Source organism: Salmonella sp. NW722 (assembly GCF_051702785.1).
Taxonomy (GTDB): Bacteria; Pseudomonadota; Gammaproteobacteria; order Enterobacterales; family Enterobacteriaceae; genus Salmonella; species Salmonella enterica.
Map to the genome: position 1 here is coordinate 197,979 of NZ_JAMMIN010000005.1, position 23,318 is coordinate 221,296.

General features: G+C 52.7%; 27 protein-coding genes. 20 read left to right on the forward strand and 7 right to left on the reverse strand.

Annotation, left to right across the window (positions count from 1 at the left end; genetic code table 11):
• Window positions 1–85: 85 nt before the first annotated feature.
• The 5 genes from tcyJ to NA330_RS13970 all read right to left on the reverse strand — a co-directional run bounded on the left by tcyJ (window position 86) and on the right by NA330_RS13970 (window position 5,123).
• Window positions 86–886, reverse strand: coding sequence for a cystine ABC transporter substrate-binding protein (tcyJ, locus tag NA330_RS13950; protein WP_000761634.1), 801 nt, complete (start codon window positions 884–886; stop codon window positions 86–88).
• A 146-nt stretch (window positions 887–1,032) separates the two neighbouring features.
• On the reverse strand, window positions 1,033–1,584 hold the full coding sequence (gene fliZ / locus NA330_RS13955) for a flagella biosynthesis regulatory protein FliZ (protein ID WP_020898906.1): 552 nt from the start codon (window positions 1,582–1,584) through the stop codon (window positions 1,033–1,035).
• Window positions 1,585–1,642: 58 nt separating this feature from the next.
• Window positions 1,643–2,362: an RNA polymerase sigma factor FliA gene (locus NA330_RS13960; RefSeq protein ID WP_001087453.1), complete on the reverse strand. Its 720-nt coding sequence runs from the start codon at window positions 2,360–2,362 to the stop codon at window positions 1,643–1,645.
• Window positions 2,363–2,558: 196 nt separating this feature from the next.
• On the reverse strand, window positions 2,559–3,764 hold the full coding sequence (gene fliB, locus NA330_RS13965; RefSeq protein ID WP_023214817.1) for a flagellin lysine-N-methylase: 1,206 nt from the start codon (window positions 3,762–3,764) through the stop codon (window positions 2,559–2,561).
• 78 nt (window positions 3,765–3,842) lie between these two features.
• The gene (locus NA330_RS13970) at window positions 3,843–5,123 is read right to left on the reverse strand and encodes a FliC/FljB family flagellin (RefSeq protein ID WP_023242295.1); all 1,281 of its coding nucleotides are present in this window, start codon (window positions 5,121–5,123) and stop codon (window positions 3,843–3,845) included.
• Between the two features lie 255 nt (window positions 5,124–5,378).
• On the opposite strand from NA330_RS13970, the gene fliD reads away from it, so the two are divergent.
• The 4 genes from fliD to amyA all read left to right on the forward strand — a co-directional run bounded on the left by fliD (window position 5,379) and on the right by amyA (window position 9,128).
• Window positions 5,379–6,782 (forward strand): flagellar filament capping protein FliD, encoded by a 1,404-nt coding sequence (gene fliD / locus NA330_RS13975; protein ID WP_023242296.1) that lies wholly within the window; start codon window positions 5,379–5,381, stop codon window positions 6,780–6,782.
• A gap of 14 nt (window positions 6,783–6,796) precedes the next feature.
• On the forward strand, window positions 6,797–7,204 hold the full coding sequence (fliS, locus tag NA330_RS13980; protein WP_000287764.1) for a flagellar export chaperone FliS: 408 nt from the start codon (window positions 6,797–6,799) through the stop codon (window positions 7,202–7,204).
• Window positions 7,204–7,572 carry a flagella biosynthesis regulatory protein FliT gene (gene fliT, locus NA330_RS13985; RefSeq protein WP_023242297.1) on the forward strand — a complete coding sequence of 123 codons (369 nt, stop codon included), beginning with the start codon at window positions 7,204–7,206 and terminating at the stop codon, window positions 7,570–7,572. The genes fliS and fliT overlap by 1 nt, the downstream gene beginning before the upstream one ends.
• Window positions 7,573–7,643: 71 nt before the next feature.
• Window positions 7,644–9,128: an alpha-amylase gene (gene amyA, locus NA330_RS13990; protein ID WP_023242298.1), complete on the forward strand. Its 1,485-nt coding sequence runs from the start codon at window positions 7,644–7,646 to the stop codon at window positions 9,126–9,128.
• A 39-nt stretch (window positions 9,129–9,167) separates the two neighbouring features.
• Here the strand turns inward: amyA and yedD are convergent, their stop codons facing one another.
• Window positions 9,168–9,581, reverse strand: coding sequence for a lipoprotein YedD (yedD, locus tag NA330_RS13995; RefSeq protein WP_000754694.1), 414 nt, complete (start codon window positions 9,579–9,581; stop codon window positions 9,168–9,170).
• A gap of 185 nt (window positions 9,582–9,766) precedes the next feature.
• On the opposite strand from yedD, the gene yedE reads away from it, so the two are divergent.
• From yedE to NA330_RS14010, 3 genes are all read left to right on the forward strand, one after another.
• Window positions 9,767–10,972: a selenium metabolism membrane protein YedE/FdhT gene (yedE, locus tag NA330_RS14000; protein ID WP_001662379.1), complete on the forward strand. Its 1,206-nt coding sequence runs from the start codon at window positions 9,767–9,769 to the stop codon at window positions 10,970–10,972.
• A complete protein-coding gene (gene yedF, locus NA330_RS14005; RefSeq protein ID WP_000790504.1) occupies window positions 10,969–11,202 on the forward strand; it encodes a sulfurtransferase-like selenium metabolism protein YedF in 234 nt (77 codons plus the stop codon). Before yedE ends, yedF begins: the two co-directional genes overlap by 4 nt.
• A gap of 264 nt (window positions 11,203–11,466) precedes the next feature.
• On the forward strand, window positions 11,467–11,853 hold the full coding sequence (locus tag NA330_RS14010; protein ID WP_000639596.1) for a hypothetical protein: 387 nt from the start codon (window positions 11,467–11,469) through the stop codon (window positions 11,851–11,853).
• A gap of 119 nt (window positions 11,854–11,972) precedes the next feature.
• On the opposite strand, the gene fliE is transcribed toward NA330_RS14010, so the two are convergent.
• Window positions 11,973–12,287 (reverse strand): flagellar hook-basal body complex protein FliE, encoded by a 315-nt coding sequence (fliE, locus tag NA330_RS14015; RefSeq protein WP_023242299.1) that lies wholly within the window; start codon window positions 12,285–12,287, stop codon window positions 11,973–11,975.
• Window positions 12,288–12,503: 216 nt separating this feature from the next.
• Here fliE and fliF point away from each other — a divergent pair, with 216 nt between their 5' ends.
• The 13 genes from fliF to fliR all read left to right on the forward strand — a co-directional run bounded on the left by fliF (window position 12,504) and on the right by fliR (window position 23,110).
• Window positions 12,504–14,186 carry a flagellar basal-body MS-ring/collar protein FliF gene (fliF, locus tag NA330_RS14020; RefSeq protein ID WP_001276833.1) on the forward strand — a complete coding sequence of 561 codons (1,683 nt, stop codon included), beginning with the start codon at window positions 12,504–12,506 and terminating at the stop codon, window positions 14,184–14,186.
• The gene (gene fliG / locus NA330_RS14025) at window positions 14,179–15,174 is read left to right on the forward strand and encodes a flagellar motor switch protein FliG (RefSeq protein WP_000067735.1); all 996 of its coding nucleotides are present in this window, start codon (window positions 14,179–14,181) and stop codon (window positions 15,172–15,174) included. Before fliF ends, fliG begins: the two co-directional genes overlap by 8 nt.
• Window positions 15,167–15,874, forward strand: coding sequence for a flagellar assembly protein FliH (gene fliH / locus NA330_RS14030; RefSeq protein WP_000064158.1), 708 nt, complete (start codon window positions 15,167–15,169; stop codon window positions 15,872–15,874). The genes fliG and fliH overlap by 8 nt, the downstream gene beginning before the upstream one ends.
• Entirely contained in the window at window positions 15,874–17,244 is a 1,371-nt protein-coding gene (gene fliI / locus NA330_RS14035; RefSeq protein WP_000213257.1) for a flagellar protein export ATPase FliI, read from the forward strand. The genes fliH and fliI overlap by 1 nt, the downstream gene beginning before the upstream one ends.
• Window positions 17,245–17,265: 21 nt before the next feature.
• On the forward strand, window positions 17,266–17,709 hold the full coding sequence (gene fliJ / locus NA330_RS14040) for a flagellar export protein FliJ (protein WP_000046981.1): 444 nt from the start codon (window positions 17,266–17,268) through the stop codon (window positions 17,707–17,709).
• Entirely contained in the window at window positions 17,706–18,923 is a 1,218-nt protein-coding gene (gene fliK, locus NA330_RS14045) for a flagellar hook length control protein FliK (RefSeq protein ID WP_023242300.1), read from the forward strand. Before fliJ ends, fliK begins: the two co-directional genes overlap by 4 nt.
• A gap of 104 nt (window positions 18,924–19,027) precedes the next feature.
• Window positions 19,028–19,495 carry a flagellar basal body-associated protein FliL gene (gene fliL / locus NA330_RS14050; protein ID WP_000132169.1) on the forward strand — a complete coding sequence of 156 codons (468 nt, stop codon included), beginning with the start codon at window positions 19,028–19,030 and terminating at the stop codon, window positions 19,493–19,495.
• 4 nt (window positions 19,496–19,499) lie between these two features.
• Entirely contained in the window at window positions 19,500–20,504 is a 1,005-nt protein-coding gene (gene fliM, locus NA330_RS14055; protein WP_000502811.1) for a flagellar motor switch protein FliM, read from the forward strand.
• The gene (gene fliN, locus NA330_RS14060) at window positions 20,501–20,914 is read left to right on the forward strand and encodes a flagellar motor switch protein FliN (protein WP_001282111.1); all 414 of its coding nucleotides are present in this window, start codon (window positions 20,501–20,503) and stop codon (window positions 20,912–20,914) included. The genes fliM and fliN overlap by 4 nt, the downstream gene beginning before the upstream one ends.
• Window positions 20,914–21,291, forward strand: coding sequence for a flagellar biosynthetic protein FliO (fliO, locus tag NA330_RS14065; RefSeq protein WP_000978276.1), 378 nt, complete (start codon window positions 20,914–20,916; stop codon window positions 21,289–21,291). Before fliN ends, fliO begins: the two co-directional genes overlap by 1 nt.
• Window positions 21,291–22,028 carry a flagellar type III secretion system pore protein FliP gene (fliP, locus tag NA330_RS14070; protein WP_001253411.1) on the forward strand — a complete coding sequence of 246 codons (738 nt, stop codon included), beginning with the start codon at window positions 21,291–21,293 and terminating at the stop codon, window positions 22,026–22,028. The genes fliO and fliP overlap by 1 nt, the downstream gene beginning before the upstream one ends.
• A 9-nt stretch (window positions 22,029–22,037) precedes the next feature.
• A complete protein-coding gene (fliQ, locus tag NA330_RS14075; protein WP_000187355.1) occupies window positions 22,038–22,307 on the forward strand; it encodes a flagellar biosynthesis protein FliQ in 270 nt (89 codons plus the stop codon).
• 8 nt (window positions 22,308–22,315) lie between these two features.
• Complete coding sequence (gene fliR, locus NA330_RS14080) at window positions 22,316–23,110, forward strand: flagellar biosynthetic protein FliR (protein ID WP_000616953.1); 795 nt, start codon at window positions 22,316–22,318, stop codon at window positions 23,108–23,110.
• Window positions 23,111–23,318 lie beyond the last annotated feature (208 nt).

The window sequence follows — 23,318 nt, forward strand, 5'->3', positions numbered from 1 at the left end:
CGCCGATTAACGCGCCTCCGTTTGCTGACATAGTATGAGGTTGATATTGCCCGGCGGCGCTCTGCCTGCCGGGCAACGTAGAGCATTATTGGGTCACGTCAGCGCCAAACCATTTTTCAGAGAGCGCTTTTAAGGTGCCATCTTTTTGCATTTCCGCAATGGCGTTATCTACCGCCTTCAGCAAGTCTTCGTTGCCTTTACGTAACGCAACGCCGGACTCCTGACGCGAAAACGCATCACCGGTGACGGCCAGCGTACCTTTGGTTTTTTTCACCAGATCCAGCGCCGCCAGACGATCGACTAAAATCGCGTCAATACGGCCTACGCGCAGATCCTGGTATTTTGTAGGATCATCGTCATAAGTACGGATATCCACGCCCTGAACATGTTGACGTAGCCATTCTTCATAGTTAGTCCCCAGCCCAACGCCAACTTTTTTGCCCTGCAGATCGGCCGCCGTTTTGATCGTGCCTTCATTGCCTTTTTTCACCAGCGCCTGAACGCCGGAGACAGTGTAAGGCGTAGAGAAATCATATTTTTTCTTGCGGACGTCTGAAATCGTGACCTGGTTTATCACTACATCAATGCGTTTAGCGTCCAGCGACGCCAGTATTCCGTCCCATTTGGTCGGCTTCAACGACGCTTTAACGCCCAGATGTTTTGCCAACGCCTCGGCGAAATCGACTTCAAAACCGGTTAATTTGCCGTCTTCGCCCTGAAAGCTAAACGGCGGATAGGTACCTTCCAGCCCTACCAGCAGCGTGCCGCGTTCTTTAACTTTGTTCAGCAAACCCTCATCGGCAAAGCTCTTCGCGCTCATTCCCGCCACCAGCGCTACAGCCATTACTCCCATCAGTGCCTGACGTCCTAGCAGTGCTAATTTCATAGTAACCCCGAATATTGCCGTTAATGACCATAGACTGTGTCCCGCCATGGCGCATCGTCACGTCTCGCGAACCTTTGGGGGACTCAGCCTAATGTAGAAGGTTTGCCACGTTTCACCAACACGACTCTGCTACATCTTATGCTTTTTTAATATATATCAGAACTGGCGGTAAAGGGGGATTTCTGTCTGGGCGCAATCTGCTGATGCGCTTTATATTGCTGGTATTTACGTAGTGCGATACGGTAATTATTGGTGCTGGTTTCCGGCAACCATGGTGCCAGGCTTTCATCGAGAAAACCGTCCTGCAGCAGATCGTGGGAAATGTTTTGCTCGCTGAGGTAGTTGCCAAGACGTCGTAAACGCACGACATATTCCCGCACCGTGCCATGGCTCATCTCGGTTTGTTCAAACAAATACTGCTTGAAACCGATAATATCGAAAAAATCACTCTGCTTTTTGCAGTGCAAATCGCCGCAAAAGCGACACAGCGCCACCCACTCCTTCTGCTCCCGCTGCCAGGCAGCCTCGTCAAGTAGCATATCCAGCTGTGAAATAGCGATTTTATTAACGATCTTGCCACGGCGAACCAGCGTAATGCGGTCGAGCAGTTTGTGACAATGCGCGCAATGCGTCTGGCTGTGTTTAAAGTCTTTAAGATAGCGGCTCAAGGGCCGCCTTTTAGGTTGCTGCACCGTCATGAGAACTCCTGGTAGTCTATACGTTGTGCGGCACTTTTCGGGTGCGACCATGCGCGACCTATAACTTACCCAGTTTGGTGCGTAATCGTTTGATGGCCTGACTATGCAACTGGCTGACCCGCGATTCGCCAACTTCCAGTACCGCGCCAATCTCTTTGAGGTTGAGCTCCTCCTGGTAATACAGCGTTAACACCAGTTGCTCGCGTTCCGGCAGCGATTCAATCGCGTCCATTACCCGCTGTCGCAGGTCGCCCTCCAGCAGTTGATGTAACGGGTTTTCCTGTTGATGTTCTTCAGTCACCAGTTCGATGCTATCGCCATGCTCTTCCCGCCACTCATCGTAAGAGAAAAGTTGGCTGTTGTTGGTATCGAGCAACATCTGACGATACTCCGCAACAGGGATGCCAAGACGTTCCGCCACTTCGGTTTCCGTCGCATTACGCCCCAGTTCCTGCTCCAGTTGTCCCATCGCCTGCGCCACTTCGCGGGCATTACGCCGGACGCTACGCGGCACCCAATCGCGGCTGCGTAATTCATCCAGCATCGCCCCACGAATACGCTGCACTGCGTAAGTGGTAAATGCCGTTCCTTGCAAAGCGTCATATCGGTCGACCGCATTTAATAACCCGATGCCGCCCGCTTGTAGCAGATCGTCCAGTTCCACGCTCGCCGGCAATCGCACCTGCAGGCGCAATGCTTCGTGACGCACCAGCGGTACATAACGCTGCCACAGCGAGTGTTTATCCATTACACCTTCAGCGGTATACAGTGAATTCACGATAAACAGCCCTGCGTTAAATGAGTTATCGGCATGATTATCCGTTTCTACAGAGGGTTCTATCGAAGGAATAAGGCTATAAAAGAAGGGTTATTTCACTTATGTAACCTGTAGCACCTTTTTAGCGGCTAAAAGAGCAGAATAAAATCAGCCAGATAGGATAAACGGGATGCGCAAAAGCCCACCCCGAACAAAACTATGTCAGAAGATGAATCATCGACAGATCGTCGCCAGTACGTACCGTTTCTATATGGCGATGAAAATTCTTCGCCACCTCGCTGTTATGCTGGCTGCGGGAGTGAAAACTATACACAATATTAGTAACGTCATCCCACTCAAGCCGCCCGCGCTCATGCACGCTGGCTGCCGTTAATAGCTTAATAAAGGCATATTCCGCCACGATAATATACAGCGCGCGTAACGGGTCGACATTCGGCTGGTTGGGGAAATTATTTTCCCAAATTTTATAGAGAATTAAATTTCTGAAGGCCCAGTTCTTCTGCTGCTCATCCGCCTGTAAACAGCGCGCTAATGAGGACTCAATATCGCTCACCTTCTGCTCCATTGAAACGCCCTCTTCCGCCGTCAGCACCCGCAGAAGACACTGGATATAGTGATCGAGGACATAGCTTCCTCTGCTCGGTGGGAGCGCCCTGAAATAATCCTGCATCAACAGTACCAGGGATGTTTTGAATTTCTTATCCGGCGTAATATTAGCGAGTTCCTGAGTTAACGAACCGGACTGCAGCTGGGAAACTAACGTGCCATACACTTGCTCAATCTCCCCTAATGCAGCGTCATCAATCCGGGGAAACTTCTGCACATACATTACAAACTTGATCAACGCATATAATGCCGCATCCGGATTGCTGGCAGCATGGTTAATCAAACTCAGGCAAAACAAGTTAAGTAGTTTTTGCTGTGGGGAGAATAGCGGCGCGGTATTGTACTTCTGCTGAATGATCGCCTTTTCATTGAGTGCTACCGCATCAGCATCGTTTAAAATATGCGCAGTCACTTCCGGGCAAGCAAGGCTTAGAGAATGTCGTACCTCGTTTTTATAAGTATGGAACACCCGCGGAAACGTAGTGCAGGTATAACTTAATGCTTTAGCCCCCAGTGTTTTTTGTACCTTGCACAGACGATCGTCATCCAGATAAGGGCAGCTTCCTGTCCCAGATGGTAATTTAATCTCCCCCCAGTTATTTGGGTCTTTCTTTAAAAGAATAATACTATTTTTGGCAATCTCTCTGATGGTTACATCCTTGCTGGTAAGGTACTTTTTGACCGTCGTCTTATCCAGCGTGATTTTCCAGCCCTTACAACAGTGGTCGCGGCAGGCCGAGCCAGAACAGGAAAAGCGGGTGACAAAGGCAGGTTCAGTGACGGTGATTTCTTTCATTACACAGGCTCCGGAATTAAAAAAGGCAGCTTTCGCTGCCTTGATTGTGTACCACGTGTCGGTGAATCAATCGCCGGATTAACGCAGTAAAGAGAGGACGTTTTGCGGAACCTGGTTAGCCTGCGCCAGAACGGAAGTACCAGCCTGCTGCAGAATCTGCGCGCGAGACATGTTGGAGACTTCGGTCGCGTAGTCGGAATCTTCGATACGGCTACGTGCAGAAGACAGGTTGTTGACGGTGTTGCCCAGGTTAGTGATAGCAGATTCAAAACGGTTCTGCACCGCCCCCAATTGGCTACGGAAAGCGTCAACGGTTTTAAGCGCATCATCGATTTTTGCCAGCGGATCAACGTTTGCAGCCAAGGCTACGGTAGTACCCTCTGTTGTTTTACCGTCCGCGGCAAACGTGACAGATTTGAAAGTTGCATTTCCGTCTTTATCTAAGGTTTGGATAGCATAGAGATCTTTACCCTTATCATCTTTATATTTCACTAAAGACTGATCGGCTTTTAGATTTGCTCCATCAAATTTCACTTCACGCGACAAAGTATCAACCGTACTCGGAGCTGGTGCACCACCAGCTAAAGTAACTTCTTTAGCCGAATCAAAGCTAATTTCCCCAGTACTATTATCTACGGTAGCGGCATAATATTTAGGAGTAGCAGTGACAGTAACATCTTTAACAAGGTAATTTCCTTTATCATCTTTTACCAAAGATAATTTATCTGCTGCGGGACCACCCGTTGTTTTTGCATCTTTGAAATCAGCTTCTTTGATCTTAACATCACCAACTACCGAGGCTCCAGAGCTTACAGTGGTTGCGATTCCTTTAGTCACATCTAATTTATCTAAGCCCAGCTCGGTTTTATCGATTTTCTGAAGATCGATTGTGATAGTTTCGCCGTCATTCGCCCCAACTTGAATGGTCAGCTGTCCATCCTGGCTTAATACTTTTTTCCCGTTAAAATCGGTTTGTTCCGCGACACGGTTAATTTCGTTCAGGCGCTGATCGATTTCATCCTGGATGGATTTAAGATCGGAACCAGAGTTTGAGCCGTTCGCTGCCTGGACAGACAGTTCGCGCACACGCTGCAGGTTGTTGTTAATTTCGTTTAACGCGCCTTCAGTGGTCTGCGCAATGGAAATACCGTCGTTCGCATTACGGGAAGCCTGAGACAGACCTTTAATGTTAGACGTGAAACGGTTAGCAATCGCCTGACCTGCCGCATCGTCTTTCGCGCTGTTGATACGCAGACCGGAAGACAGACGCTCGATAGCAGTACCCAGAGCGGACTGGGATTTGTTCAGGTTATTCTGGGTCAACAGCGACAGGCTGTTTGTATTAATGACTTGTGCCATGATCTTTTCCTTATCAATTACAACTTGATGTTATTGGGCTGTTGCCCACGGTTTCTCACCGTAACCCTTGTATCGGCACCTGAATTTCGAACTTTAGAAAATTTTTCACTTCCCCCAATTTTTTTCTTAGCCTGCGAAATAGCCGCTTTATACATCATTATTCCGCGCATTATTTTTGCAAAATTATCATTAAACTTTGCCTCCAGATTGCCGATAACGCGCTTAACTACTGTTTGCAATCAAAAGGAATCAGGCATGGCTTCATTTTCATCATTGGGCGTTGGCTCAGGCTTACCACTAGATACATTGCTGACAAACCTGACTATTGCTGAAAAAAAGCGCTTAAACCCGATCACTCAGCAACAAACCGATAATACTGCTCGCTTAACCGCATACGGTACGTTGAAAAGCGCCCTGGAAAAATTCCAGACCGCGAATAGCGCGTTAAACAAAGCTGAACTGTTCAGAAGCAGTAACGTCACTAGCAGCACTGAAGATCTGAAAGTATCCACTGAAGCAGGCGCCGCGCCCGGGATTTACACGATTAGCGTGTCGCAATTGGCTCAGGCTCAGTCATTAAGCACGACGACGAAAATAGCCTCAACGAAAGAAGCGTTGGGTGACGCCGCTGCCACACGTACCATTAAAATTGAACAGCCTGGCCGTAAAGAGCCGCTGGAGATTACGCTTAATAAAGATCAGACCTCGCTAGATGACATCAGCAAAGCGATTAACGATACAGATAGCGGCATTTCAGCCAGTATTGTTAAGGTTAAAGAGGGGGAATATCGCTTAGTTTTGACGGCTGCAGAGGGACTGGAAAATAAAATGACCGTCTCCGTGGAAGGAGATAGCAAACTAAACGATTTGCTGGCCTATGATAGCAATACTGGTACTGGAGAGATGGAAGAGTTAGTCAGCGCACAGAATGCAAAACTAACGATGAACGGTATTGATATAGAACGTCCGAGCAACAAAATTACCGATGCACCTCAGGGGGTTACGCTTGAGCTGACTAAAAAAGTTACCGACGTGCGGGTCACCGTTACCAAGAGTAATGAAAAAGCGACTGAAGCGATTAAAGGCTGGGTCGATGCCTATAATTCTCTTATTGATACATTCAATACGCTCACCAAATATAAAGAAGTAGACCCCGGCGCGGAAACTCAGGATAAGGACAATGGCGCGCTGATAGGCGATAGCGTAGTTCGTACAATTCAAACAGGAATTCGCGCTCAGTTTGCTAATGGCGGTAGTACTGGCGCATTTAAAACGCTTAATGAAATTGGTATTTCATCTGACGGTACGACTGGCAAACTAAAAATTGATGATACCAAGCTTAAAAAAGCGCTGGATGAAAATACCGCCTCTGTGCGCGAGTTATTAGTGGGCGATGGTAAAGAAACGGGCATCACCACCAAAATTGCCACCGAAGTGAAAAGTTATCTGGCGGATGACGGTATTATCGACAATGCTCAGGATAGCATTAACGCCACGCTGAAAAAACTGACCAAGCAATACCTGGCTGTTAGCGCCAGTATTGATGACACCGTTGCCCGTTACAAAGCACAGTTTTCGCAGCTGGATACCATGATGAGTAAGCTGAATAACACCAGTACTTATTTGACCCAGCAATTTAATGCTATGAACAAGTCCTGATAACAGAGGTTACCATGTACACCGCGAGCGGTATCAAAGCTTATGCGCAAGTCAGCGTGGAAAGCGCCGTGATGAGCGCCAGCCCGCATCAGTTGATTGAAATGTTGTTTGATGGCGCAAATAGCGCTCTGGTGCGCGCTCGCCTGTTTTTAGAACAAGGCGATGTTGTCGCGAAAGGTGAAGCGTTAAGCAAGGCCATCAATATTATCGATAACGGGCTGAAAGCCGGCCTCGATCAGGAAAAAGGCGGTGAGATTGCGACGAATCTTTCCGAGCTATACGACTATATGATTCGCCGTTTACTGCAGGCTAATTTGCGTAACGACGCTCAGGCCATCGAAGAAGTGGAAGGGTTACTCAGCAATATTGCAGAAGCCTGGAAACAGATTTCACCGAAAGCATCTTTCCAGGAGTCTCGTTAATGACCTCAACCGTGGAGTTTATCAACCGTTGGCAGCGTATTGCGCTGCTCAGTCAATCGCTGCTTGAACTTGCGCAGCGAGGTGAATGGGATCTCTTACTGCAACAAGAGGTCTCCTATCTGCAATGTATTGAAACGGTGATGGAAAAACAAACTCCACCGGGCATTACGCGAAGTATTCAGGATATGGTCGCCGGATACATCAAACAAACGCTGGATAATGAGCAGCTCCTGAAAGGGCTGCTGCAACAGCGACTGGATGAACTCAGTAGTTTGATCGGACAATCCACCCGCCAAAAATCACTCAACAACGCTTATGGGCGTCTTTCCGGTATGTTACTCGTGCCAGACGCGCCTGGCGCCTCATAATATTTTCCCGTCTCGTATGAAAATTCTTCCATACTCCAGAGGTCGGCTAAACGACTTCTGGAGCACGGAAGATGAAAAACCCCACGTTATTGCAGTACTTCCACTGGTATTATCCCGACGGCGGTAAACTCTGGTCTGAGCTGGCGGAACGTGCTGATGGGCTGAATGATATCGGTATCAATATGGTCTGGCTACCGCCCGCCTGTAAAGGCGCCTCCGGCGGCTATTCCGTAGGCTATGATAGCTACGACCTGTTTGACCTCGGCGAATTTGACCAAAAAGGAACTATCGCGACAAAGTACGGCGATAAACGCCAGTTACTGACGGCGATAGACGCGCTCAAAAAAAATAATATTGCGGTGCTGCTCGACGTCGTCGTGAACCACAAAATGGGCGCAGACGAAAAAGAACGTATTCGCGTTCAGCGCGTGAATCAGGATGACCGCACGCAAATCGATGACAACATCATTGAATGCGAAGGCTGGACGCGCTACACCTTCCCTGCCCGCGCGGGCCAGTATTCCAACTTTATTTGGGACTATCACTGTTTCAGCGGCATTGATCACATCGAGAATCCCGACGAAGACGGCATTTTTAAGATCGTCAATGACTATACCGGCGATGGCTGGAACGATCAGGTTGATGATGAGATGGGTAATTTCGACTATCTGATGGGGGAAAATATCGATTTTCGCAATCACGCGGTTACGGAGGAGATTAAATATTGGGCTCGCTGGGTTATGGAACAAACCCATTGTGACGGCTTTCGCCTGGACGCGGTAAAACATATACCCGCCTGGTTTTATAAAGAATGGATTGAGCATGTACAGGCGGTTGCACCAAAACCGCTGTTTATTGTCGCAGAATACTGGTCGCATGAAGTAGATAAACTGCAAACGTACATCGATCAGGTCGACGGGAAAACCATGCTGTTCGACGCGCCGTTGCAGATGAAATTTCACGAGGCCTCGCGCCAGGGCGCGGAGTATGACATACGCCACATTTTCACCGGCACGCTGGTAGAAGCCGACCCTTTTCATGCGGTGACGCTGGTCGCTAACCACGATACACAACCGTTACAGGCGCTGGAAGCGCCGGTAGAACCCTGGTTCAAACCATTGGCCTATGCGCTGATCCTGCTTCGTGAAAACGGCGTACCGTCAGTGTTTTATCCCGATTTATACGGCGCCAGCTATGAAGATAGCGGCGAAAATGGCGAGACCTGTCGGGTCGACATGCCGGTGATTAACCAACTGGATCGGCTGATCCTTGCTCGTCAGCGTTTTGCGCACGGTATACAAACTCTCTTTTTCGATCATCCTAACTGTATCGCCTTTAGTCGCAGCGGTACTGAAGAGAATCCAGGCTGTGTGGTCGTACTTTCCAATGGCGACGACGGTGAAAAAACCCTCCTGCTCGGCGACAATTACGCTAACAAGACCTGGCGTGATTTTCTGGGAAACCGCAGTGAGCATGTTGTAACTAATGATCAAGGCGAAGCGACGTTCTTCTGCAACGCAGGCAGCGTCAGCGTGTGGATCATTGAGGACGTGTGATGAGCGTTCCCGGCGGCAGAGCGCTGCCGGGAAGCGAAATTATGGCAGCGGCGTCGGCAGCGGCGTTTTTTCTAACGCGGCGGCGCACTCCGGCGTCGGACGAGCGACCCGTTGCAGCGTCATGCCATCATATTCCAGGGTATTCCCGTCGCGCTCAATCTCATAGAGCTCACGCTTAACCGTAACATTGGTTAAGTCATCGGAGAGCATGGTCAGCTTGCCCGGCAGAGCAATAACGCGCTGCCACTGGCGGCAGTCCAGCGTATCGCCTTCTTTAGTCACCACCAGGCTGGCGATAGCTTCAGGGCTCACCAGCTTACGTTGCGGGCCTTTTGACTGCCAGTACCCTTCCAGACCGGCCGGCGCGGGCGTTTTCACCACATCATTATAGTTTTCCACCTCGGCGCATCCGGCCAGAACCAGCAATGCGCCAACGATCGCTACTTTTTTCATCATTCATCCTGCATCAGAAGAAAGAAGAATTGTGGCATTAAAGCCCTGACGCCGCCAGCCTTTCCAGGCGCTGGCCGCAATTTGATCCAGTCGGTATTACCGCTTATTAGGTGTAGGCAAATTCTGTGATCGGTGTAGTATGCGCACTTCTTGTTTCACACCTTCTGAGTTCAGAGGCTAAACACATGTCATGGCAACACTTCAAGCAAACCTGGTTAATTAAATTCTGGGCGCCGGCCCCTGCGGTGATCGCAGCCGGTATTCTCTCTACCTACTATTTTGGCATCACCGGCACGTTTTGGGCCGTGACGGGCGAATTTACCCGCTGGGGCGGGCAAATTTTGCAGCTTTTTGGCGTTCATGCCGAACAGTGGGGTTACTACAAGCTGATTCATCTGGAAGGTACGCCGCTGACGCGTATCGACGGCATGATGATCCTCGGCATGTTCGGCGGCTGTTTCGCCGCGGCGCTGTGGGCCAACAACGTAAAACTGCGTATGCCGCGCAGCCGAATCCGTATCGTACAGGCGGTGGCCGGAGGCATTATCGCTGGCTTCGGCGCGCGTCTGGCGATGGGGTGTAACCTGGCCGCCTTTTTTACCGGAATCCCGCAGTTCTCCCTACACGCGTGGTTCTTTGCGCTGGCGACCGCTATCGGCTCCTGGTTCGGCGCCCGCTTTACGTTGCTGCCGATATTTCGCATACCGGTGAAAATGCAAAAGGTCTCCGCGGCTTCGCCACTGACGCAGAAACCGGATCAGGCAAGACGGCGTTTCAGGCTCGGTATGCTGGTCTTTATCGGCATGATTGGCTGGGCGTTATTAACGGCAATGCATCAGCCGAAACTGGGGCTGGCGATGCTGTTCGGCGTCGGATTTGGGCTGCTGATCGAGCGCGCGCAAATCTGCTTTACCTCGGCCTTTCGCGACCTGTGGATCTCCGGACGCGCCCATATGGCGAAAGCGATTATTTTCGGCATGGCGGTCAGCGCCATTGGTATTTTCAGCTACGTGCAGTTGGGCGTTGCACCTAAAATTATGTGGGCTGGCCCGAATGCGGTCATTGGCGGACTGCTGTTCGGTTTTGGCATCGTGCTGGCGGGCGGCTGCGAAACTGGCTGGATGTACCGCGCCGTAGAAGGCCAGGTGCATTACTGGTGGGTGGGCCTCGGAAATGTCATCGGTTCGACCATCCTGGCTTACTACTGGGATGATTTCGCGCCCGCGCTGGCGACCAGTTGGGATAAAGTTAACCTGCTGAATACCTTTGGTCCGCTGGGCGGTCTGCTGGTCACCTACCTGTTATTATTTGCCGCGCTGATGTTAATTATCGGCTGGGAAAAACGTTTTTTCCGCCGTGCGGGGCTGACGCCTGCTAAGGAATCTGTATGAAAAATATCGTCCCTGATTACCGTCTGGATATGGTTGGCGAACCTTGCCCGTACCCGGCGGTCGCCACTCTGGAAGCGATGCCGCAGCTAAAAAAAGGGGAGATCCTGGAAGTGGTGAGCGACTGTCCGCAATCCATTAATAATATTCCACTGGATGCGCGCAATCACGGTTATACGGTGCTGGATATCCAACAGGATGGCCCGACAATTCGTTATCTGATTCAAAAATAAGCGCATACTCCCGCTGTACGTTACGGCGGGAGACCTTTTACGGCATAACCGGCAAAAATCTACAACGCATAAAAGAAATCAGACAAGGTCGTCTTGTGCGCCGTGGCACAAATCTATTATATAACGTATACCGTTTTAATTTTGTCTGAGCCGATGAAAAACCCTGGGTTATTTTAATCAAAACATAAAATAATTATTATTTTCCGTCTACGCCATAAAAGACTATCAGGTATTTATATTTTTACTCACTGACATCATCAGGTGATGATTTATTTATGCACAGCAGAAGCCAAAAAAATGATAAAAATTATTTTCATCTCCATTATTGGAGTCGTCTGTCTTGCCGCTGCCCGTTATTCACCCGTCACAGTGGTCAATGCACATCCGAGCGCCATTGCCCGCTGTCTCGCTGATAATCTGTCCCCGTATGGGTATATACTGGATCTCCATGAAACAGATATTCCAGGCATTAATAAAGAATTTACCGTGTATTATCGCAACGGCGCATATATTGCAGGAACATTCTGGATTGCAAACTCAATGACAATAGCGTCAGAACGAATAGTAGGAATGAATGGCGTCAGTAAACAGGCGTACCCTATTTTTAATAAGTCCCTGCAACAATGTGCAACCCGCTTATCAATAAAATGAGCGCGCCTCGCAAAAAACAAGCCCACATAATCACGCACTGGTTGCATGGGCGCCGCGTCCCCGTCGCTGACGTAGGTAAGCGCCCGGGAGTTCGCTGTGGATGTGTTGTCAGCCCTGGCTTAAACCTGCATAGACATCACTTCCTGATACGCGGCGACCAGCTTGTTGCGCACCTGAATCCCCATTTGCATGGAGACGGACGCTTTTTGCATATCGGCCATCACGTCATTAAGCGCAATGCCCGGCTCACCCAGAGTGAATTTTTCCGCCTGAACGCGCGCCGCCGTTTGTCTGTCGCTAATACGATCCAGCGCAGCATGTAGCTGGCCGGCAAAACTCACCGTCGACTGCGAGTGCGTTTCTTGCCCGCGCGCGGCCACCGCCGTCGCCTGTAACTGGCTAATAACCCCTTCAATCCCCTGTATTGCTGCCATGTTATTCCCCTGGATGATTTTTTACGCAGCAGAGATTAACAGTTTGTCAATAAGATAAAGGCGTTAAATAACGATAAAAAACCTCGGTTTTTAGCGCATAGAAAAATTCGAAACCACAAATAATGAGACCGTCAATTTTTCGAGTTTGCTGACCCGGGAGTGAGTCTTGTTCCACTTTGCAAAAAACGCCGTCCACGATCAGTCACGAGGTGCGAGATGAGTGCGACTGCATCGACTGCAACCCAACCTAAACCTCTCGAGTGGCTTAATCGCCTACGCGCGAATCCCCGAATTCCGTTAATTGTGGCGGGTTCCGCCGCCGTGGCGATCGTCGTTGCGATGGTGCTGTGGGCCAAAACGCCCGATTACCGCACGCTATTTAGCAACCTTTCCGATCAGGACGGCGGCGCGATCGTCGCGCAGTTGACCCAGATGAATATCCCCTATCGCTTTGCCAATGGCAGCGGCGCGATTGAAGTGCCCGCCGACAAAGTGCATGAACTGCGTCTGCGTCTGGCGCAGCAGGGGCTGCCTAAAGGCGGCGCGGTAGGCTTTGAACTGCTTGATCAGGAAAAATTCGGTATCAGCCAGTTCAGCGAGCAGGTGAATTATCAGCGCGCGCTGGAAGGTGAACTGGCCCGGACGATCGAGACGCTGGGGCCGGTAAAAAGCGCCCGCGTTCACCTGGCGATGCCAAAGCCGTCGCTATTTGTGCGGGAACAAAAATCCCCTTCCGCCTCCGTCACCGTCACACTGGAACCGGGACGGGCGCTGGATGAAGGACAAATTAGCGCCGTGGTACATCTGGTTTCCAGCGCTGTCGCCGGTTTGCCGCCAGGAAACGTCACTCTGGTCGATCAATCCGGTCATCTGCTCACGCAATCCAATACCAGCGGTCGCGACCTTAATGACGCGCAATTAAAATTTGCTAATGATGTGGAAAGCCGTATCCAACGCCGTATCGAAGCCATTCTGTCGCCTATCGTCGGGAACGGTAATGTTCACGCTCAGGTAACCGCCCAGTTGGATTTTGCCAATAAAGAACAGACGGAAGAGCACTACAGCCCGAACGGCGATGCGTCGAAGGCCACCCTGCGTTCACGTCAGTTGAATATTAGCGAACAGGTAGGCGCGGGCTATCCCGGCGGCGTGCCTGGCGCGCTGTCGAACCAACCAGCGCCGCCTAACGAGGCGCCGATCGCCACGCCGCCGACCAATCAACAAAACGCGCAGAATACGCCACAAACCAGCACCAGTACCAACAGTAACAGTGCTGGCCCGCGCAGTACACAGCGTAATGAAACCAGTAACTATGAAGTGGACCGCACCATTCGTCACACCAAAATGAATGTGGGCGATATTGAGCGTCTCTCCGTGGCCGTCGTGGTGAATTACAAAACGCTGGCAGATGGCAAACCGCTGCCATTGACCGCCGATCAGATGAAACAGATCGAGGATCTAACCCGTGAAGCGATGGGTTTTTCTGATAAACGCGGCGATACGCTAAACGTGGTGAATTCACCGTTTAGCGCAGTGGATGACACCGGCGGCGAACTGCCCTTCTGGCAACAGCAGTCCTTTATCGATCAGTTGCTCGCGGCAGGTCGCTGGTTGCTGGTGCTGGTGGTGGCCTGGATTCTGTGGCGCAAAGCGGTACGTCCGCAGTTGACGCGCCGTGTTGAAGAAGCGAAAGCGGCGCAGGAACAGGCACAGGTTCGCCAGGAAACCGAAGAAGCCGTGGAAGTACGCCTTAGCAAAGACGAGCAGCTCCAGCAACGCCGGGCTAACCAGCGTCTGGGCGCCGAGGTGATGAGCCAGCGTATTCGCGAAATGTCAGACAACGATCCGCGCGTGGTGGCGCTGGTCATTCGCCAGTGGATGAGTAACGATCATGAGTAATCTTAGCGGTACCGATAAAAGCGTCATTTTGTTGATGACCATTGGCGAAGACCGGGCGGCAGAGGTGTTTAAACACCTCTCCACCCGCGAAGTACAGGCGTTAAGTACGGCGATGGCTAACGTGCGTCAGATCTCCAACAAACAACTGACGGACGTACTATCAGAGTTTGAGCAAGAAGCGGAGCAGTTCGCCGCGCTGAATATCAACGCCAACGAATACCTGCGCTCCGTACTGGTTAAAGCGTTGGGCGAAGAACGCGCCTCCAGCCTGCTGGAAGATATTCTGGAAACGCGCGATACCACCAGCGGTATCGAAACGCTCAACTTTATGGAACCGCAGAGCGCCGCCGACCTGATTCGCGACGAGCACCCGCAGATTATCGCCACCATTCTGGTCCACCTCAAACGCAGTCAGGCCGCCGATATTCTGGCGCTGTTTGACGAGCGTCTGCGTCATGATGTGATGCTGCGTATCGCGACATTTGGCGGCGTACAGCCGGCGGCGCTGGCGGAGTTGACCGAAGTGCTGAATGGCCTGCTCGACGGTCAGAACCTGAAACGCAGCAAAATGGGCGGCGTAAGAACCGCGGCGGAAATTATCAACCTGATGAAAACGCAGCAGGAAGAAGCGGTTATTACCGCTGTGCGCGAATTCGACGGCGAACTGGCGCAGAAAATCATCGACGAGATGTTCCTGTTCGAAAATCTGGTGGATGTGGACGATCGCAGTATCCAGCGTCTGTTGCAGGAAGTGGATTCCGAATCGCTGCTGATCGCTCTGAAAGGCGCCGAACCGCCATTACGCGAGAAGTTCCTGCGCAATATGTCCCAGCGCGCCGCCGATATCCTGCGCGACGACCTTGCCAACCGTGGCCCGGTTCGTCTGTCTCAGGTGGAAAACGAGCAGAAAGCGATTCTGCTTATTGTGCGTCGTCTGGCGGAAACCGGCGAAATGGTGATTGGCAGCGGCGAGGATACCTATGTCTAATGAACTGCCGTGGCAAGTCTGGACCCCCGACGATCTCGCCCCGCCGCCGGAGACGTTTGTGCCGGTTGAGGCTGATAACGTGACCTTGACAGACGATACGCCGGAGCCCGAACTCACTGCCGAACAGCAGCTGGAGCAGGAGCTGGCGCAGCTAAAAATACAGGCCCATGAACAAGGTTATAACGCCGGGCTGGCGGAGGGACGGCAAAAAGGACACGCGCAGGGATATCAGGAAGGGTTAGCGCAGGGACTGGAGCAAGGACAAGCCCAGGCGCAGACGCAGCAGGCGCCGATTCATGCCCGTATGCAGCAGTTAGTGAGCGAGTTTCAGAACACGCTTGACGCGCTCGATAGCGTTATCGCCTCACGGCTGATGCAAATGGCCCTGGAGGCCGCACGTCAGGTCATCGGCCAAACGCCGGCGGTGGACAACTCGGCGCTGATTAAACAGATCCAACAACTGTTGCAGCAAGAGCCGCTCTTTAGCGGCAAGCCGCAGTTGCGCGTGCATCCGGACGACTTACAGCGGGTGGAAGAGATGCTGGGCGCCACGCTCAGCCTTCACGGATGGCGGTTGCGCGGGGACCCAACGTTGCATCACGGCGGGTGTAAAGTCTCTGCCGATGAGGGCGATCTGGACGCCAGCGTCGCCACTCGCTGGCAAGAGTTGTGTCGCCTGGCGGCGCCGGGAGTGCTCTGATGACCACGCGTCTGACCCGCTGGCTTACCGCGCTCGACAACTTTGAAGCAAAAATGGCGTTATTGCCGGCGGTGCGTCGTTATGGACGTTTAACTCGCGCCACTGGCCTGGTACTGGAGGCCACCGGTCTCCAGCTTCCGCTGGGCGCCACCTGCATTATTGAGCGCCAGGACGGCCCTGAAACCAAAGAGGTGGAATCGGAAGTCGTCGGTTTTAACGGCCAGCGTCTGTTTTTAATGCCGCTGGAAGAGGTCGAAGGCATTCTGCCCGGTGCCCGCGTTTACGCCCGTAACGGGCATGGCGACGGTCTGCAAAGCGGCAAACAGTTACCGCTCGGCCCGGCCCTGCTTGGTCGGGTGCTGGATGGCGGCGGTAAACCGCTCGACGGACTGCCTGCGCCGGATACGCTGGAAACCGGCGCGTTAATCACGCCGCCGTTTAACCCGCTACAGCGAACGCCAATCGAACATGTGTTGGATACCGGCGTACGCGCTATCAACGCGTTGTTAACCGTAGGGCGCGGTCAGCGTATGGGACTCTTTGCCGGTTCCGGCGTCGGTAAGTCGGTTCTGCTTGGCATGATGGCGCGCTACACGCGGGCGGACGTGATTGTCGTGGGACTTATCGGCGAACGTGGCCGCGAAGTTAAAGATTTTATCGAAAATATTCTCGGCCCCGACGGCCGCGCGCGTTCGGTGGTGATCGCCGCCCCGGCGGATGTTTCGCCACTGCTGCGAATGCAGGGCGCCGCCTATGCCACCCGCATCGCCGAAGACTTTCGCGATCGCGGACAGCATGTGTTGCTGATTATGGATTCGCTGACGCGCTATGCGATGGCGCAGCGTGAGATTGCGCTGGCAATCGGCGAACCGCCAGCCACCAAAGGTTATCCGCCTTCGGTGTTCGCAAAGCTGCCGGCGCTGGTCGAGCGTGCCGGTAATGGCATCCACGGCGGCGGCTCTATCACCGCGTTTTATACCGTGTTGACCGAGGGGGACGACCAACAAGATCCCATTGCCGACTCGGCACGCGCAATCCTCGACGGGCACATTGTCTTGTCCCGCCGTCTGGCGGAGGCCGGGCACTATCCGGCCATTGATATCGAGGCGTCAATCAGCCGGGCGATGACCGCGCTCATTACCGAGCAGCACTATGCGCGGGTACGGCTATTTAAACAGTTGCTTTCCAGTTTCCAGCGTAACCGCGATCTGGTCAGCGTCGGTGCCTATGCCAAAGGCAGCGATCCGATGCTCGATAAAGCCATTACCTTATGGCCGCAACTGGAAGCGTTTTTACAGCAAGGCATTTTTGAACGGGCCGACTGGGAGGACTCTCTGCAGGCGCTCGATTTAATTTTCCCGACGGTGTGATAAAGCAGGAGGGCGACGATCATGGCACAACATGGCGCTCTGGAAACACTCAAAGATCTGGCCGAAAAAGAGGTAGATGACGCGGCGCGTTTACTGGGCGAAATGCGTCGCGGCTGCCAACAGGCGGAAGAACAGCTCAAAATGCTGATCGATTATCAGAATGAGTATCGCAGTAATTTGAACACCGATATGGGCAACGGCATCGCCAGTAATCGCTGGATCAACTATCAGCAGTTTATTCAGACACTGGAAAAGGCGATAGAGCAGCATCGCCTCCAGCTTACGCAGTGGACGCAAAAAGTCGACCTGGCGCTGAAGAGCTGGCGTGAGAAAAAGCAGCGACTTCAGGCCTGGCAAACCTTACAGGACCGACAAACCGCGGCAGCGCTGTTAGCTGAAAACCGCATGGATCAGAAAAAGATGGATGAATTTGCTCAGCGTGCAGCAATGAGGAAACCCGAATGATCACCCTGCCCCAACTGATCACCACCGATACCGACATGACCGCGGGTCTGACGTCAGGAAAAACCACCGGTTCAGCCGAGGACTTTCTGGCGCTCCTGGCGGGCGCGTTAGGCGCAGACGGCGCACAGGGCAAAGACGCCCGCATCACGCTGGCCGATTTACAGGCGGCAGGCGGCAAGTTATCGAAAGAGCTACTGACCCAACATGGCGAGCCGGGCCAGGCGGTGAAGCTTGCCGACCTGCTGGCGCAAAAAGCGAATGCGACGGATGAAACGCTTACCGATCTGACACAAGCGCAGCATCTACTGTCTACGCTAACGCCATCGTTGAAAACCAGCGCTCTGGCCGCACTGAGTAAGACGGCGCAGCATGATGAGAAAACGCCCGCGCTGAGCGATGAGGATCTTGCCAGTCTGAGCGCCTTATTCGCCATGCTGCCCGGACAACCTGTCGCGACGCCTGTCGCCGGAGAGACGCCGGCTGAAAATCACATCGCCTTGCCGTCACTGTTGCGCGGCGACATGCCATCGGCGCCGCAGGAAGAGACACATACGCTCTCTTTTAGCGAGCATGAAAAAGGGAAAACCGAGGCATCGCTTGCGCGCGCCAGCGACGATCGCGCCACGGGTCCAACACTGACGCCGCTGGTGGTCGCTGCCGCCGCGACCAGCGCGAAAGTGGAGGTGGATAGCCCGCCCGCGCCAGTAACGCATGGCGCGGCAATGCCGACGCTCAGCAGCGCCACGGCGCAACCGCTACCTGTCGCCTCAGCCCCGGTACTCAGCGCGCCGTTAGGCAGCCATGAATGGCAGCAAACGTTCAGTCAGCAGGTCATGTTATTTACGCGTCAGGGACAGCAAAGCGCGCAGCTTCGATTGCATCCGGAAGAGTTAGGTCAGGTGCATATTTCGCTCAAGCTGGATGACAATCAGGCGCAGCTCCAGATGGTATCGCCGCACAGCCATGTCCGCGCCGCGCTGGAAGCCGCCCTGCCCATGTTGCGCACTCAGTTGGCGGAAAGCGGCATTCAGTTGGGACAAAGCAGCATCAGTAGCGAAAGCTTTGCCGGACAGCAGCAGTCTTCATCGCAACAACAGTCTGGCCGCGCCCAACACACGGACGCGTTTGGCGCTGAAGATGATATAGCGTTAGCGGCGCCGGCCTCGCTTCAGGCCGCCGCGCGCGGCAATGGCGCAGTGGATATCTTCGCCTAACGCCAGAGGTAGCATGATTATCCGCGTCTTTTCCACGCTTTGTCGTGGACAGGACACGGGATAATCAGCCAATAAGCAGTACCGAAACAGGAAGCCCGTATCAGATGACTGACTCCGCGATTAACAAAAAGAGCAAACGCTCGATTTGGATACCTTTGCTGGTGTTGATTACCCTCGCCGCCTGCGCGACCGCCGGTTATAGCTACTGGCGTATGCAGCAGCAACCGACCACGAACGCTAAAGCGGAACCGGCTCCGCCGCCCGCGCCGGTATTTTTTGCGCTGGATACGTTTACCGTCAATTTGGGCGATGCGGATCGCGTGTTGTATATCGGCGTGACCCTGCGTCTGAAAGACGAAGCGACGCGCGCGCGATTAAATGAATATCTGCCGGAAGTGCGCAGCCGTCTGCTGTTGTTGTTTTCCCGTCAGAATGCCGCCGAGCTCTCAACAGAAGCTGGCAAACAAAAACTGATTGCCGCCATTAAAGAGACGCTGGCCGCGCCGCTCGTTGCCGGACAACCAAAACAGGTCGTCACTGACGTGCTTTATACAGCTTTTATTCTGCGGTAACGATATGGGCGATAGTATTCTTTCTCAGGCTGAAATCGACGCGCTGTTGAACGGCGACAGCGACACCAAAGACGAACCCACTCCCGGTATCGCAAGCGATAGCGATATTCGCCCTTACGATCCCAATACTCAGCGTCGCGTCGTGCGTGAACGCTTGCAGGCGCTGGAGATTATTAACGAGCGTTTCGCACGCCAGTTCCGGATGGGATTATTTAACCTGCTGCGCCGCAGCCCGGATATTACCGTGGGCGCCATACGTATTCAGCCGTATCACGAATTTGCGCGTAACCTGCCGGTACCGACCAACCTGAACCTGATCCACCTGAAGCCGCTACGCGGCACCGGGCTGGTGGTGTTCTCGCCGAGTCTGGTGTTTATTGCCGTCGATAACCTGTTCGGCGGCGACGGCCGTTTTCCGACCAAAGTCGAAGGCCGCGAGTTTACCCATACGGAACAGCGGGTCATCAACCGTATGCTGAAACTGGCGCTGGAAGGCTATAGCGACGCATGGAAAGCCATTAATCCGCTGGAAGTGGAGTATGTGCGTTCCGAAATGCAGGTGAAATTTACCAATATCACCACCTCGCCGAACGATATCGTCGTCAATACGCCGTTTCATGTGGAGATCGGCAATCTGACCGGTGAATTTAACATCTGTCTGCCATTTAGCATGATCGAGCCGCTGCGTGAGCTGTTGGTGAATCCGCCGCTGGAAAACTCGCGCCATGAAGATCAGAACTGGCGTGATAACCTGGTACGCCAGGTTCAGCACTCTGAACTGGAGCTGGTGGCCAATTTTGCCGATATTCCGTTACGTCTTTCCCAGATTTTGAAGCTGAAACCCGGCGATGTACTGCCGATTGAAAAACCCGACCGCATTATTGCTCATGTGGACGGCGTTCCGGTACTCACCAGCCAATATGGCACTGTAAACGGACAGTATGCGCTACGCGTAGAACATTTGATCAACCCAATTTTGAATTCGCTGAATGAGGAACAGCCCAAATGAGTGACATGAATAATCCGTCCGATGAGAATACTGGCGCATTGGATGATCTGTGGGCTGACGCGTTAAACGAGCAAAAAGCGACCACCAATAAAAGCGCCGCCGACGCGGTTTTCCAACAGCTTGGCGGCGGCGATGTCAGCGGTGCTATGCAGGATATCGATCTGATTATGGATATCCCGGTCAAACTGACCGTAGAGCTGGGCCGCACGCGAATGACCATTAAAGAACTGCTGCGTCTGACGCAGGGGTCGGTCGTCGCGCTGGACGGGCTGGCGGGCGAGCCGCTGGACATCCTGATTAATGGCTACCTGATTGCCCAGGGTGAAGTGGTCGTCGTGGCGGATAAATACGGCGTACGTATCACCGATATTATTACGCCATCCGAGCGTATGCGTCGTTTGAGTCGTTAATGATGAAGACAGAAGCCACGGTTTCTCAGCCCACCGCGCCAGCCGGATCGCCGCTCATGCAGGTGAGCGGCGCATTAATTGGCATTATTGCGCTCATTCTGGCGGCGGCCTGGGTGATTAAGCGTATGGGATTCGCGCCAAAAGGAAATAGCGTCCGGGGACTCAAGGTGTCAGCCAGCGCCTCGCTTGGCCCGCGCGAACGCGTGGTGATTGTCGAGGTCGAAAATGCGCGCCTGGTACTGGGCGTGACCGCCTCGCAGATCAACCTGCTGCACACCCTACCGCCCGCGGAGAATGACACGGAAGCACCCGTTGCCCCACCGGCGGATTTCCAGAACATGATGAAGAGCTTACTCAAGCGTTCCGGGAGATCCTGATGCGCCGTTTGTTATTCCTTTCTCTGGCGGGTCTGTGGCTTTTTAGTCCCGCCGCTGCTGCGCAACTGCCGGGGCTTATCAGCCAACCATTAGCGGGCGGAGGCCAAAGCTGGTCATTATCCGTCCAGACGCTGGTTTTTATCACCTCGCTGACGTTTCTGCCGGCGATTTTACTGATGATGACGAGCTTCACGCGTATCATCATTGTTTTTGGCCTGTTGCGTAACGCGCTGGGCACGCCCTCGGCACCGCCAAATCAGGTGTTACTCGGACTGGCGTTGTTTTTGACCTTTTTTATTATGTCGCCCGTCATTGACAAGATTTACGTGGACGCTTACCAGCCGTTTAGCGAGCAGAAAATTTCTATGCAGGAAGCGCTGGATAAAGGCGCGCAACCGTTACGCGCGTTCATGCTGCGCCAAACCCGCGAAGCCGATCTGGCGCTGTTTGCCCGTCTGGCCAATAGCGGTCCGTTACAGGGACCGGAAGCAGTACCGATGCGTATCCTCCTGCCCGCTTATGTCACCAGCGAATTAAAGACGGCATTTCAGATCGGTTTTACGATTTTCATCCCTTTTTTGATTATCGACCTGGTGATCGCCAGCGTATTGATGGCGTTAGGGATGATGATGGTGCCGCCAGCGACAATCGCCCTACCGTTTAAGCTGATGCTGTTTGTGCTGGTCGATGGTTGGCAATTGCTTGTGGGGTCGCTGGCCCAAAGCTTTTACAGTTAGAGGCGCAAAATGACTCCTGAATCCGTCATGATGATGGGCACCGAGGCGATGAAAGTCGCTCTCGCCCTGGCTGCGCCGCTGTTACTCGTCGCGCTGATTACCGGCCTCATTATCAGCATCTTACAGGCCGCGACTCAGATTAATGAAATGACGCTGTCGTTTATCCCTAAAATCGTCGCGGTATTCATCGCAATTATCGTTGCCGGCCCGTGGATGCTCAACCTGCTGCTGGATTACGTGCGCACTCTGTTCAGCAATTTACCTTATATCATCGGATAAACAGAACGATGATTCAGGTTACAAGCGAGCAATGGCTATACTGGCTGCATCTCTATTTCTGGCCTTTGCTGCGCGTACTGGCGCTGATTTCAACGGCGCCCATTCTCAGTGAGCGCGCTATTCCCAAGCGGGTAAAACTGGGGTTGGGAATAATGATTACCCTCGTTATCGCGCCGTCGCTACCGGCAAACGATACGCCGCTTTTTTCTATTGCCGCCTTATGGCTGGCGATGCAACAAATTCTGATCGGTATTGCGCTGGGATTTACCATGCAATTCGCCTTTGCGGCGGTGCGTACCGCAGGCGAGTTTATCGGTCTGCAAATGGGGCTTTCCTTTGCCACCTTCGTCGACCCGGGCAGCCACCTGAATATGCCGGTTCTGGCGCGTATTATGGATATGCTCGCCATGCTACTATTTCTCACCTTTAATGGCCATTTATGGCTTATTTCGCTGTTGGTCGATACCTTCCACACTCTGCCCATCGGTAGTAACCCGGTGAACAGTAATGCATTTATGGCGCTCGCCAGGGCCGGAGGGCTCATTTTCTTAAACGGACTGATGCTGGCATTGCCGGTCATTACCCTCCTGCTTACGCTCAACCTGGCGCTGGGGCTATTAAACCGCATGGCGCCGCAGCTCTCGATATTTGTTATCGGTTTCCCGCTTACCCTCACCGTCGGCATTATGCTGATGGCCGCGCTAATGCCATTAATTGCGCCGTTTTGCGAACATTTATTCAGCGAAATTTTCAATTTGCTTGCTGATATTGTTAGCGAGATGCCAATAAATAATAACCCATAATTTTTATCCTGTTTTACTAAGGTTTATCCGAAAATAAATTTTAAAAAACATTCACCAGGATATATCCGCTGCCCCTTATTTGTTTTTACTTCACTCACATAACGCAACATTCACTTTACTTTAAGATGATTCCTGGCAAATTATATGTAACTTTACGGGATAGTAAGTTCGCCTGAAAAACCGCGTAAGCGTTGTCTAAGGTGACTAT

Coding starts and splice junctions, on each gene's coding strand:
- tcyJ (WP_000761634.1), bottom strand. CDS start 886: ATGAAATTAGCACTGCTAGGACGTCAGGCACTGATGGGAGTAATGGCT.
- fliZ (WP_020898906.1), bottom strand. CDS start 1,584: ATGACGGTGCAGCAACCTAAAAGGCGGCCCTTGAGCCGCTATCTTAAA.
- fliB (WP_023214817.1), bottom strand. CDS start 3,764: ATGAAAGAAATCACCGTCACTGAACCTGCCTTTGTCACCCGCTTTTCC.
- NA330_RS13970 (WP_023242295.1), bottom strand. CDS start 5,123: ATGGCACAAGTCATTAATACAAACAGCCTGTCGCTGTTGACCCAGAAT.
- fliD (WP_023242296.1), top strand. CDS start 5,379: ATGGCTTCATTTTCATCATTGGGCGTTGGCTCAGGCTTACCACTAGAT.
- fliS (WP_000287764.1), top strand. CDS start 6,797: ATGTACACCGCGAGCGGTATCAAAGCTTATGCGCAAGTCAGCGTGGAA.
- fliT (WP_023242297.1), top strand. CDS start 7,204: ATGACCTCAACCGTGGAGTTTATCAACCGTTGGCAGCGTATTGCGCTG.
- amyA (WP_023242298.1), top strand. CDS start 7,644: ATGAAAAACCCCACGTTATTGCAGTACTTCCACTGGTATTATCCCGAC.
- yedD (WP_000754694.1), bottom strand. CDS start 9,581: ATGAAAAAAGTAGCGATCGTTGGCGCATTGCTGGTTCTGGCCGGATGC.
- yedE (WP_001662379.1), top strand. CDS start 9,767: ATGTCATGGCAACACTTCAAGCAAACCTGGTTAATTAAATTCTGGGCG.
- yedF (WP_000790504.1), top strand. CDS start 10,969: ATGAAAAATATCGTCCCTGATTACCGTCTGGATATGGTTGGCGAACCT.
- NA330_RS14010 (WP_000639596.1), top strand. CDS start 11,467: ATGATTTATTTATGCACAGCAGAAGCCAAAAAAATGATAAAAATTATT.
- fliE (WP_023242299.1), bottom strand. CDS start 12,287: ATGGCAGCAATACAGGGGATTGAAGGGGTTATTAGCCAGTTACAGGCG.
- fliF (WP_001276833.1), top strand. CDS start 12,504: ATGAGTGCGACTGCATCGACTGCAACCCAACCTAAACCTCTCGAGTGG.
- fliG (WP_000067735.1), top strand. CDS start 14,179: ATGAGTAATCTTAGCGGTACCGATAAAAGCGTCATTTTGTTGATGACC.
- fliH (WP_000064158.1), top strand. CDS start 15,167: ATGTCTAATGAACTGCCGTGGCAAGTCTGGACCCCCGACGATCTCGCC.
- fliI (WP_000213257.1), top strand. CDS start 15,874: ATGACCACGCGTCTGACCCGCTGGCTTACCGCGCTCGACAACTTTGAA.
- fliJ (WP_000046981.1), top strand. CDS start 17,266: ATGGCACAACATGGCGCTCTGGAAACACTCAAAGATCTGGCCGAAAAA.
- fliK (WP_023242300.1), top strand. CDS start 17,706: ATGATCACCCTGCCCCAACTGATCACCACCGATACCGACATGACCGCG.
- fliL (WP_000132169.1), top strand. CDS start 19,028: ATGACTGACTCCGCGATTAACAAAAAGAGCAAACGCTCGATTTGGATA.
- fliM (WP_000502811.1), top strand. CDS start 19,500: ATGGGCGATAGTATTCTTTCTCAGGCTGAAATCGACGCGCTGTTGAAC.
- fliN (WP_001282111.1), top strand. CDS start 20,501: ATGAGTGACATGAATAATCCGTCCGATGAGAATACTGGCGCATTGGAT.
- fliO (WP_000978276.1), top strand. CDS start 20,914: ATGATGAAGACAGAAGCCACGGTTTCTCAGCCCACCGCGCCAGCCGGA.
- fliP (WP_001253411.1), top strand. CDS start 21,291: ATGCGCCGTTTGTTATTCCTTTCTCTGGCGGGTCTGTGGCTTTTTAGT.
- fliQ (WP_000187355.1), top strand. CDS start 22,038: ATGACTCCTGAATCCGTCATGATGATGGGCACCGAGGCGATGAAAGTC.
- fliR (WP_000616953.1), top strand. CDS start 22,316: ATGATTCAGGTTACAAGCGAGCAATGGCTATACTGGCTGCATCTCTAT.